This window comes from Streptomyces sp. NPDC020807, from assembly GCF_040641575.1.
In the GTDB taxonomy this organism is placed as follows: domain Bacteria; phylum Actinomycetota; class Actinomycetes; order Streptomycetales; family Streptomycetaceae; genus Streptomyces.
In genome coordinates this window covers 75090-85805 of sequence record NZ_JBFADU010000021.1, presented here as the reverse complement: position 1 = coordinate 85805, position 10716 = coordinate 75090, and the positions used below count along the sequence as shown (strand labels likewise).

Annotated in this window: 11 protein-coding genes and 1 tRNA gene; 4 read left to right on the top strand and 8 right to left on the bottom strand. The window is 73.1% G+C overall.

Annotated elements, in window-relative coordinates; all coding sequences use genetic code 11:
* Window positions 1–15: 15 nt before the first annotated feature.
* Window positions 16–525 carry a GNAT family N-acetyltransferase gene (locus AB0G79_RS25875; protein WP_360810378.1) on the bottom strand — a complete coding sequence of 170 codons (510 nt, stop codon included), beginning with the start codon at window positions 523–525 and terminating at the stop codon, window positions 16–18.
* 159 nt (window positions 526–684) lie between these two features.
* Here AB0G79_RS25875 and AB0G79_RS25870 point away from each other — a divergent pair, with 159 nt between their 5' ends.
* Entirely contained in the window at window positions 685–1554 is an 870-nt protein-coding gene (locus AB0G79_RS25870; protein WP_360810376.1) for an IclR family transcriptional regulator C-terminal domain-containing protein, read from the top strand.
* A gap of 33 nt (window positions 1555–1587) precedes the next feature.
* Here the strand turns inward: AB0G79_RS25870 and AB0G79_RS25865 are convergent, their stop codons facing one another.
* From AB0G79_RS25865 to AB0G79_RS25850, 4 genes are all read right to left on the bottom strand, one after another.
* Window positions 1588–1761, bottom strand: coding sequence for a hypothetical protein (locus AB0G79_RS25865; protein ID WP_360810374.1), 174 nt, complete (start codon window positions 1759–1761; stop codon window positions 1588–1590).
* A gap of 98 nt (window positions 1762–1859) precedes the next feature.
* The gene (locus AB0G79_RS25860; protein WP_360810372.1) at window positions 1860–2741 is read right to left on the bottom strand and encodes an SDR family oxidoreductase; all 882 of its coding nucleotides are present in this window, start codon (window positions 2739–2741) and stop codon (window positions 1860–1862) included.
* Window positions 2738–3652 carry an alpha/beta hydrolase gene (locus AB0G79_RS25855; protein WP_360810370.1) on the bottom strand — a complete coding sequence of 305 codons (915 nt, stop codon included), beginning with the start codon at window positions 3650–3652 and terminating at the stop codon, window positions 2738–2740. The genes AB0G79_RS25860 and AB0G79_RS25855 overlap by 4 nt, the downstream gene beginning before the upstream one ends.
* Window positions 3649–5184 (bottom strand): NAD(P)/FAD-dependent oxidoreductase, encoded by a 1536-nt coding sequence (locus tag AB0G79_RS25850; protein ID WP_360810368.1) that lies wholly within the window; start codon window positions 5182–5184, stop codon window positions 3649–3651. The genes AB0G79_RS25855 and AB0G79_RS25850 overlap by 4 nt, the downstream gene beginning before the upstream one ends.
* A 230-nt stretch (window positions 5185–5414) precedes the next feature.
* Between AB0G79_RS25850 and AB0G79_RS25845 the strand changes: the two genes are divergently transcribed.
* A complete protein-coding gene (locus AB0G79_RS25845) occupies window positions 5415–6044 on the top strand; it encodes a MerR family transcriptional regulator (protein ID WP_360810420.1) in 630 nt (209 codons plus the stop codon).
* Here AB0G79_RS25845 and AB0G79_RS25840 read toward each other — a convergent pair.
* Window positions 6032–6835, bottom strand: a complete 804-nt coding sequence (locus AB0G79_RS25840) for an exodeoxyribonuclease III (protein WP_360810366.1) — start codon at window positions 6833–6835, stop codon at window positions 6032–6034. The two genes, AB0G79_RS25845 and AB0G79_RS25840, sit on opposite strands and share 13 nt — an antisense overlap.
* Window positions 6836–6893: 58 nt before the next feature.
* Between AB0G79_RS25840 and AB0G79_RS25835 the strand changes: the two genes are divergently transcribed.
* Window positions 6894–7412 (top strand): GNAT family N-acetyltransferase, encoded by a 519-nt coding sequence (locus AB0G79_RS25835; protein ID WP_360810364.1) that lies wholly within the window; start codon window positions 6894–6896, stop codon window positions 7410–7412.
* On the opposite strand, the gene AB0G79_RS25830 is transcribed toward AB0G79_RS25835, so the two are convergent.
* Entirely contained in the window at window positions 7409–7933 is a 525-nt protein-coding gene (locus AB0G79_RS25830; protein WP_360810362.1) for a hypothetical protein, read from the bottom strand. The two genes, AB0G79_RS25835 and AB0G79_RS25830, sit on opposite strands and share 4 nt — an antisense overlap.
* A gap of 218 nt (window positions 7934–8151) precedes the next feature.
* Between AB0G79_RS25830 and AB0G79_RS25825 the strand changes: the two genes are divergently transcribed.
* A complete protein-coding gene (locus tag AB0G79_RS25825; RefSeq protein WP_360810360.1) occupies window positions 8152–10437 on the top strand; it encodes a PA14 domain-containing protein in 2286 nt (761 codons plus the stop codon).
* 123 nt (window positions 10438–10560) lie between these two features.
* Here AB0G79_RS25825 and AB0G79_RS25820 read toward each other — a convergent pair.
* Window positions 10561–10634 (bottom strand) — tRNA-Ala (locus tag AB0G79_RS25820).
* Between the last annotated feature and the right edge of the window lie 82 nt (window positions 10635–10716).

The following is a 10716-nucleotide window of genomic DNA, read 5'->3' as shown; positions in this document are numbered from 1 at the left end:
GCGCGGAGGGGTCCGTCAGGACGGGCTCAGCTCCCGTTCGTACGCGGTGCCCGGCTCGCCGTCCTCCAGGGTCACGCCGCCCACCGCGCCGAACCCGGCCCGGGCGAGCACCGCGCTCGACGACGGGTTGCCCGCCGCCACCACGGCGGTCAGCCGGCTGAGCCCGTACTCCTCGACGGCCAGCCGGCACACCTCGCGTACGCCCCGGGTCGCGAGGCCCCGGCCGGTCGCCTTCTCCGCGAGCCGGTACCCGAGCTCCGCGGTGCCCGCGGCGGTGTCCACGTCGACGAGGTTGACCCGCCCGACGATCTCGCCGCCCTCGGCGACGAGCACGTGGAAGTGGATCTCCCCGGCCTCCTGGGCCTCGATCAGCGACCGGTGCCGGTCCTCGAACTCCTCGAAGTACGCATCGCCGCGATCGGGTACGGAACCGGCGAAATACGCCCGGTTCTCCCGCTCGAAAACCAGCAGTGCCGGGGCGTGATCGTCACGAAGTCGCTGAAGTCCGGGCTCTTGTTCAGGCATGAGGGCAAGCTAAGCCTTAGCTCTGGAACGCGCGCACGAATATCCTTCGGTTCCGGGCCGGTGGCGGCGAAAAACCGCCGTGCCGGATCGGGGAACGCAACGGGTCGCGAGGACGGGACAGGGAGCGTGCCGCCCCACGATCCAGAACAGGAACACCGCATGCCCGACGAACGTCCGCCGACCGGCCAAACGCTCATCCAGTCCGTCCAACGTGCCATCCACCTGCTGCGGGCCCTGCACCACCGAGGCGGCACCGCGAGCGCGAAGCAGCTCGCCCGGGACGCGGACCTGCCGCTCCCCACCGCCTACCACCTGCTGCGCACGCTCTGCCACGAGGGCCTGGTGCGCAAGGAGCGCCACGGATACACGCTCGCCGACCCGGACGGCCTCGCGGTTCCGCCGGCCACCGCGCCGGAGATCCTGCCGACCCAGGAGTGGGCGGACCACCTGAGTCTGGAACTCGACGCCGCCGTGTACTTCGTCAACTATCGCGAGGGAGACATCGCTGTCACGGCGGTCTCCCGGAACCCCGACTGCCCGCCGGTCTCGGAATGGGCCGACTTCCGGCTCACCGGCCACGCGCACGCGGCGGGGCAGGCGGTCCTCGCCCAGCTCTCCGACGCGGAGCGCGCCGACCATCTGAGCCGGCACCCGGCCGTGCCGCTGACCCGCCACACCATCGCGGGGCGGACCGCCGTCGAGCGCCGGATCGGCTCGCGGCCGCGCGGGGGCGCGCACCTGGAGTACGAGGAGTACCAGCTCGGCACGGTCTGCGCGGCCGTCCCGATCACGGTCGGCTCCTCGGCCGCCGCGCTCGCGATCTCGCTTCCGACCGCCCGCTCGTCCGAGCTCCAGCCGCTGGCCCGCAAGCTCCAGGAACGTGCGGAAAGCATTCTGCTGGACCGCACCTTCTCGGTCGCGCCCCGCAGCCCCCGACCGCCCCGCCCGTCCCGGCAGGACCAGGGAACCCCGGGGGCCCCGGGCCCGGGAACGCACGAGGACGCACCCGGTGTCCCGGGTGCGTCCTGAAGCACAGAGCCAGAGCTCAGCAGCTCCGCCGACCTAGATCTCGTAGTCCCGGTCCACCTTGTCCTGCGCTTCCTGCTGGGCCCGCCGCGTCTCCTCGTCGGAGCGGTCACGGCCCTTCGAGGCGCGCTCGGAGGCCTCGTCCTTGGCCTGCTTGGCCTTGTCCGCGAGCCTCTTCGCCTTGTCCCTGAACTGGTCTTGCATGCCCATGAAGGTTCACTCCTAGAAGGGGTGCGAGGGGGAGGGGGCCGACGCCCCTTGGGCCCCACCAGCGTGGCACGCGCGATCAGCCGACGCATGTCGACCGGTTACGCCCGGTGACTCCTGGCGTCCTCGTCGGCCGCCCCGCCCGCGCCCACGAGCCCCTTGGACACCGTGCCGAGGCGCGGCTCGAAGCGCCGCATCTCCCGCTGCCCGACCGTGGCGATCATGGACGGCAGGTAGCCCCGTACCGACTGCATCCCGCGCAGCCACCACTGTGCGTACACGTGGGCGGAGCGCCGCTCGACGCCCTCGACGATCCGGTCGACGGCCGGGCCGAGCGGGTACGTGCGGTTCGCCGGCCACGGCAGCCGGGAGCGCAGCTCGCGCATGACGTCGTCCTGGTCGGCGCCCCTGACCATGTCCGTGTCGGTCCAGGACAGGTAGCCGACGCCGACCTTCACGCCCTTGTGGGCGACCTCGGCGCGCAGGCTGTGCGCGAAGGCCTCGACGCCGGCCTTGGAGGCGCAGTACGCCGTCATCATCGGCGCCGGGGTGAGGGCGGCGAGGGAGGCGATCTGGAGGAAGTACCCCCGGGACTCCGTGAGGACCGGCAGGAACGCCCGGCCGGTCACCGCGCCGCCCACGAGGTTGACCTCGATCACCCGCCGCCAGGCGTCCGGGTCGGAGTCGGCGAACGGTCCGCCCGCCGCGACACCGGCGTTGGCGACGACGATGTCGACCTTCCCGAACCGCTCCTTGACCTCGGCGGCGACCGCCGCCATGGCCGTGTGGTCGGTGACGTCGGCGTGCCACCAGTGGGCGTCGGTGTGCAGCCGCCCGGCGACCTCCTTGAGCTGCTCCGGCTCCAGGCCGACGAGCGCGATCTTCGCGCCGCGCGCGGAGAGTTTGCGGGCGAGGAGCTCGCCGACCCCGCGCGCGCCGCCGGTGACGACCGCGACCTGACCTTCCAGACTCACCCTGCTCATGCGTCCGCCTCCTCGTTCGTCGACACGGTCTCCTTCACGCCCAGGTACGTGAGGGTCAGTTCGCGGATCTGCGCGGTGACGGCCTCGGGGGCCTCCACCGGTGTCATGTGGCCCATGCCCGGCAGCTCGACGAGCCCCGCGCAGTGCGGCAGCGCGTCCGCCATGGCACGGGAGTGGGCGGCCGGGGTGAGCCGGTCGGCGGTGCCGACGAGGACGGCGGCGGGCACCCGCAGCTCCCGCACGCCCGCTTCGAGGTCGAGCCCGGCGAGGACCTGCGACCAGCCGTACCGCGAGGGGCGCGGGCAGGCGTGGACGATGCGGGCGCAGGCGTCGACCCGCTCGGGTGCCGAGGCCGGTCCCATCGTCGCGTACTTCAGGATCCGCTTCGAGACGGCCGTGACGGGCCCGAGCGGCGCCTTCGAGCCGAGTACGGCCCTGGTGAGGCGGGTCCGCGGGCCGCCGGGCCGCAGCGGGACGACGGTGGCCTCCTCGGTGAGCCGCGCGAAGCCGGTGGAGCAGAGCAGGACGGCGGCGGCGTGCTGCCGGAACCCGGGGCGGCCGGCGGCGGCCATGATCGTCATGCCGCCCATGGAGTGCCCGGCGAGGACGGCCCGCTCCCCGGGGCCGAGGGTGGCCGCGAGCACGGCCTCCAGGTCGTCGGCGAGGGCGGTCGTCGAGTAGCCCCCGGGCCCGGGGACCGGGGAACGGCCGTGGCCGCGCTGGTCGTAGGCGATGACCCGGTGGTCGACGGCGAGCGCCCGGATCTGCTCGGCCCAGAAGCCGATGGAGCAGGTCCAGCCGTGGGCGAGGACGACGGCGGGCGCGGCGTCGGGGCCGTGCACCTCGACGTGGATCCGGGCGCCGTCGGCGGAGACGGCGGTGAGCTCGCGGGAGCCCGGCACGGCGGTCACTTGGCGGCCTCCTTCTTCCGGGAGGGGGTGCGGGTGCCGGCGGCCGGCGCCGGGACGGTCCGGGCCGCGCGGATGACCTCGTACTCCGTGAGGTCGACCTGCCGGGTCTCGCGCCGGAACTCGCCGGTCGTCCCCGGCCAGAGGGTGGTGTTGCGGCCGTTGGCGTCGAGGTACCAGCTGTCGCAGCCGCCGGCCTTCCACACGGTCCGCTCCATGCGGGCCTGCACCTTGCGGTTCCAGGCGCCGACGGCGGAGGGCCGGACGGCGAGCGCGGTGCGGCCGCCGAGGAGGGTGAGCTGGCGGAGGTAGTCGGCCATGTAGTTCAGCTGGGACTCGATCATCAGGATCATCGAGGAGTTCCCGAGGCCGGTGTTGGGGCCGATGACCGTCATGAAGTTGGGGAACCCGGCGGCGGTGGCGCCGCGCAGCGCCTCCATGCCGCCCTTCCACGCCTCGGCGAGCGTCCGTCCGTCGGCGCCGACGACCCGCTCGGCGATCGGCATGTCGGTGACGTGGAAGCCGGTGCCGAAGACGATCGCGTCGACCTCGGTCTCGGTGCCGTCGGCGGCGACGAGGGTCGAGCCGCGCACCTCGCGGAGCCCGGAGGCGACGACGTCGACGTTGGGCTGCGCGAGCGCCGGGTAGTAGGTGCTGGAGAGCAGGATCCGCTTGCAGCCGATGCGGTACGAGGGCGTCAGCTTGGCCCGCAGGACGGGGTCCTTGATCGCCTTCGCCATGTTGGCCCTGGCGAGCCGCTCGACGAGCCCGAGCTCGTTCGGCCGCTTGGTGAAGGCGCTGACCTGGAGCTCCCGGATGCCCCAGAGGAGGCCCCGGCGCAGGGTGCCGGTCGCGGGCACGGCGCGGTGCAGCCAGCGCTCCGCGCCGCTGATCTCGCGGTCCATGCGGCGCATGACCCACGGGGGCGTGCGCTGGAAGAGCGTGAGCTTCCCGACCTCCGGCTGGATGGCGGGGACGATCTGGATGGCCGAGGCGCCGGTGCCGACGACGGCGACGCGCTTGCCGGCGAGGGCGTAGTCGTGGTCCCAGCGGGCGGAGTGGAAGACCTTGCCGGGGAAGTCGGCGAGCCCCGGGACGTCGGGGATCTTCGGGTCGGAGAGCGGCCCGGTCGCGGAGACGACGACCTCGGCGCTGAACGAGCCCCGGCTCGTCTCGATCTCCCAGCGCAGCTGCTCCGCGTCCCACTCCATCCGCAGCACCTCGTGGCCGAGGCGGAGGTGCGGGCGGATCCCGAAGGTGTCGGTGACGTGCTCCAGGTACGCGCGGATGTGCCGCTGGCCGGAGAAGGTCCGGGGCCAGTCGGGGTTGGGCGCGAAGGAGAACGAGTAGAGGTGGGACGGGACGTCGCAGGCGCAGCCGGGGTAGCTGTTGTCGCGCCATGTGCCGCCCACGGAGTCGGCCCGTTCCAGGACGACGAAGTCGGTGATCCCCTCGCGCCGGAGCCGGACGGCGGCGCCGAGGCCGCCGAATCCCGATCCGATCACCGCCACCCGTACGTGCTCGTGCTTCGCCATGCCGCCTCCCGCGCGCCCGCAAGATTCCGCCAGCAATCACTGGCACAGTCGGGACTGTAGAGCAGCGGCATACCGAGCGGTAGGGGTCGGGCGAGGGAAAGTTACCGACGGTACGACATAGGCTGGCGGGCGTGGCAGAAGGATCGGGAACCGACGGGGACGCACGCGGGGTCGGCACGGAAGGCGCCGCGACCGCACAGGGCGCGGGCACGGGCGTACGCGAGTACCGCATGGAGGAACTGGCCACCGCCGCGGGCATCACCGTCCGCACCCTGCGCTTCTACCGCGAGCGCGGCCTGATCCCGCCGCCCCGCCGCGAGGGCCGCATCGCCTGGTACGACGAGAACCACCTCGCCCGGCTCCGCACGATCGCCGCCCTCCTGGAGCGCGGCCACACCCTCAACGGCATCGCCGACCTCACCACCGCCTTCGAGAGCGGCCGCAACGTCCGCGAGGTCCTCGCCCTCGGCTCCCCCACCGAGGAGGAGCCCGTCCGCCTCACCCCCGAGGAACTCGCCGACCACTTCGCCGGCGAGGTCACCCCCGAGAACCTCGCCGCCGCGCTCGACCTCGGCTACCTCGCCACCGACGGCGAGGAGATCATCCACACCAGCCGCCGCCTGCTCGACGTCTCCGCCGCGCTCGTCCGCGAGGGCGTCCCCCTGGCCGCCGTCCTGAAGGCCGGCGCCGACGTCCGCGTCCACGCCGAGGCCCTGGCGGACATCTTCGCCACCCTCCTGGCCACCCACGCCCCGAACCGCGACCCGGCCCCCCTCCGCCCCCTGGCGAAGAGCGTGGTCGAGGCCGAACTCTCCCTCGCCCTCGACCGACGCCTGAACCCCGGTTCTCAGATGTCGTAGACCGCCGTGACGGGCGCGTGGTCGCTCCACCGCTCGTCGTGGGTGGCGGCGCGCTCGACGAAGGCCTTGACGGCCCTGGCGGCGAGTCCGGGGGTGGCGACCTGGTAGTCGATGCGCCAGCCGCTGTCGTTGTCGAAGGCGCGGCCGCGGTAGGACCACCACGAGTAGGGGCCCTCGACGTCGGGGTGGAGGGCGCGGACGACGTCGACGTACCCGCCGTCGGCGTCCTCGAAGACGCGGCCGAGCCACTCCCGCTCCTCGGGGAGGAAGCCGGCGTTCTTCCGGTTCGCCTTCCAGTTCTTGAGGTCGGCCTCGCGGTGGGCGATGTTCCAGTCGCCGCAGACGACGACCTCGCGGCCCTCGGCGGCGGCGCGGACCCTGAGCTCCTTCAGGTACGGCAGGAACTCGCCCATGAAGCGGTACTTCTCGTCCTGGCGCTCGGTGTCGACCTCGCCGGAGGGCAGGTAGAGGCTGGCGACGACGACGCCGGGCAGGTCGGCCTCGACGTACCGGCCGCTGCCGTCGAACTCGCTCGACCCGAAGCCGACGCGCACGGCGTCGGGCTCGCGGCGCGTGTAGAGGGAGACGCCGGCGCGGCCCTTGGCGGCGGCGGGCGCGTGGGCGGTGAACCACCCCTCGGGCGCCCGCACCTCCTCCGGCAGCTGCGCCTCCTCGGCGCGCACCTCCTGGAGGCAGACGGCGTCGGCGGAGGTCCCCGCCAGCCACTCGACGAAGCCCTTCTTGGCGGCGGCGCGGAGGCCATTCACATTCACGCTTGTCACGGTGAGCATCCCGGGAGAATACCGACACCCGCGCCCGTCGATGTCGCATACACGTACGATTCGCCGCATGCACATCCGCCCCACGCCCTATGACCACCCGGACGCCGTCGCCCTGGAGCAGGCCGTCCAGCGGGAGTACATGGTCCGCTACGACAGCGACGGCGACGCGACCCCGCTGGACCCGAAGATGTTCGTCCCGCCGCACGGCCTCTACCTCCTCGTGTACGACGCCGAGGGCCGCCCGGTAGCCAGCGGCGGCTGGCGGACGCAGGACGAGAACGAGTACGGGTACGCGGACGGGGACGCGGAACTGAAGCGCATGTACGTGGCCCCGGAGGCGCGGGGCCTGGGCCTGGCCCGCCGGGTCCTGGCGGCCCTGGAGGAGGACGCGCGGGCGGCGGGCCGGACCCGGATGGTCCTGGAGACGGGCACGGCCCAGCCGGAGGCGATCGCGCTGTACGCGTCGAGCGGCTACGAGCCGTGCCGGGAGAAGTTCGGCCACTACCGCCACTACGAGAGCAGCCGCTGCTTCGCGAAGCCGCTGGTCCAGGGCCCGATTCGACACCCGTTGCCGGACAGGCCCTAGGAGACCGCTTCCTCCTCGGGCCCGCGCGCCCGCACCGGGACGGTCACCGGGATCCGGGCGGGCGCCAGGCTCCGCGCGAGCCCCTCGGTGAGCCCGCCGGCGAGGAAGGCCCCGACGGCCGTCAGGGCCGGCACGACACCGGCCCCCAGGGTGCTCAGGCCGAGCACGTTCACGAGGTACAGGCGCAGGACGAACAGCGGCCCGAACTCGCCGAGGGCGACGACGAGGGCGGCGGCGTTCCCCCACCGGAACCCCCGGGCCCCGAGCGGCGACACGCCGAGCAGGGCGGGCGCCCCGGCCCGGGCCCGCCGGGTCTCGCGCCACCAGTACGCGCCGAGCAGCACGAGCCCGAGCACGAGCAGCGCGGGGATCGGCGAGACCGGCAGGGCGGTGCCCCGGAGCGGCGTCCACCACCCGTAGCCCCGCCCCTCGACGAGGGCGAAGACGACGAGCCCGAACCCCAGGGCGCCCAGCGCGACCCCGGCGAGGGTCCGTCGAGCACGATCACCCGCAGGCCGCACACCAGGAGCGGTCCGCCGCCACGGCACCCGGGGTGCGCCCCCCCGGGTGACGGCACGTCATCCGAGACCCGGAATCCCGAAGTCCCGTAAGCGCGAAGGAAAACGGAAGGGTCAATTCCCTCCTATTCCCCTTTTCCGAACGAACTCTCGAATGACACGATCATGACGAACTACGCGCCATACATCTGTCCCTCTCTCGAAAGTGTGACCGCCAGCAGATGCGCATATCCCTCGGCATGGCACGCCGCCGCACCGCCGGTGCCGCCATGCTCTCCCTGGCCACCGCCCTCACCGGGCTCGCCTTCCCCGCCACCGCACAGGCCGCCACGACCTGTGCCGCCGGCGTCTGGAAGGCCCAGTACTACGCCAACACCACGCTCACCGGCACGCCGAAGCTCGAAGTCTGCGACACCGCCATCGCCGAGAACTACGGTCTCGGCGACCCCGCCGGCGTCACCCTGCCGAAGGACAAGTTCGGCGCCCGCTGGAGCACCACCCGCAACTTCGGCTCCGGCGGCCCCTTCGACCTCACCGTGGCCGTCCAGGACGGCGCGCGCGTCTACCTCGACGGCGTCCGCAAGATCGACATCTGGCGCGACGTCTCCACGACGCAGAAGAAGACGGTCCGCCTGACCGTCCCGAAGGGCACCCACACCCTGCGCGTGGACTTCGTCGCCTGGACCGGCACCGCGAACGTCTCCTTCGCGTACACGCCGGTCATCGGCACCACGTACGACCGGGTCGCGCCCCTGGCCCCCACCGGCGTCAAGGCCGTCTACTCGGCGTCCACCCTGAAGACCACGGTGACCTGGGCGCGCAACGCCGAGATGGACCTGGCCGGTTACCGCATCTGGCGCCGCACTGGCGCCACGGGCACCTGGGTCCGGCTCAACGCCACCACCCTCACCGGCACCACGTACACCGACGCGCCCCCGGCCACCGGCGCCCGGTACGAGTACGTCCTCCGCGCGGACGACCGCTCCGGCAACGCCTCGCCCCTGTCCGCCGTCGCGGGCGTCACCAGCGCCGACAAGACGGCCCCCGGTGTCCCCACCGGGTTCAAGGCCCTCCTGGACCCGTACGGTGCCGGCGCCCGGCTCTCCTGGTCCGCGGCGAGCGGAGCGAGCGCCTACGAGGTCCAGCGCGCCCTGACGCCCTCGGGCCCGTACGCCACCGTCGGCCCGATCGTGGCCGGCCTGGAGATGACGGACCCGAGCGTCGCCCCGGCCACGACCTACCACTACCGCGTGCGCGCCCGTGACGCGGCGGGCAACACCTCCGCGTACTCCGCGGCGGTCCAGCTCGTGGTGCCCGAGACCAGGCCCCTGGCGCCGACCGGCGTCTCCGCCGGCGGCTCGCTCGAAGGCAACACCGTCGGCTGGACGTACAACACCGACGCGACCCACCGGTTCCACGTGTACGCCGCCTCCTCGGCCTCCGGCCCGTGGACCCGGCTGACCGAGACCCCGGCGCCCAACGCCCTGTACAGGGACGCCTCGGCGGTCCCCGGCGAGCTGCGCTACTACCACGTCCGCACCGTCACCCCCCTCGGCACGGAGTCGTACCCGTCGGCGACGGTCTCGGCCACCCGCATCCGCGACACCACCCCGCCCCCCGCGCCGTACGGCCTGAGCGCGTGGAGCAGCACGGACGGCGTGCACCTCACCTGGACGCCCAACACCGGCGACGACACGAACCACTACGTCGTCATGCGCAAGCAGACGTTCGACGGCTGGGAGCAGCTCGCCAACGTCTGGGGCGCCGGGAGCGGCTCGTACGTGGACACCAGCGGCCAGGAGGGCGTGTCGTACGGCTACACCGTCCTCGCCGTCGACGAGGTCGGCAACACCTCCCGCCTGCCCGAGCCCGGCTACAACACCGTCTACGGCAAGCGCCTGCCCGTCTACCAGCCCCCGGCCGCGCCCGCCGCGCTGACCGCCGCGCTCACCGAGACCGGCAAGGTCGCACTGGAGTGGACCGCGAGCACGACGGCCGGCATCAGGGGCTACTACGTCTACCGCACGACCGGCACGGACATGGAGCAGGCCTACGCCGTCTCCGCCCTCCTCACCGGGACGACCTTCACCGACGAGACCGCGACCCCCGGCAGGACCTGGCGCTACGTGGTCCGCGCCATCCCCGTGGACGGCCCGCGGTCGGACGCCTCGCCGACGGCCGAGGTCACCGTGCCCTGCCCGACCACGACCGCCCCGGCCACGCCCCGCCTCACCGGGAGCGACTTCTACGAGGGCAACGTCCGGCTCGCCTGGGAGACGGGCACGTGCGACGGGGGCAACACCGTCTCGTACAACGTGTACCGCTCCCGCGACGGCCGCCCCTTCGCCCCGGCGAACCTCGTCGCCACGGGCGTCACGGACCCGTCGTACGCGGACCCCGGCCTCGCGCCGGCGACCTACTACTACGTCGTGACCGCCGTCTCCGCCGACGGCACCGAGTCGGCCCCCACCGGCACGATCTCGGTCTCCGTCCCGTACACCTCCTGACACACCGAAGGCCCCCGCCGCCCGGACACACACTCCGGACGGCGGGGGCCTTCGCCGTGCCACACCCCCCGAACGACGAGAATCCCGCCCGATCTTGCGATCGGACGGGATTCCCGGTGTCTGTGGACCTGTGGGGATTTGAACCCCAGACCCCCTCGATGCGAACGAGGTGCGCTACCAGACTGCGCCACAGGCCCTTGCGACGTGTGAAACATTAGCACCTGGATCGGGAAGAACAAAAATCGGTTCCGCCGCAGGTCAGTCGGGGGGTCGTCGCGG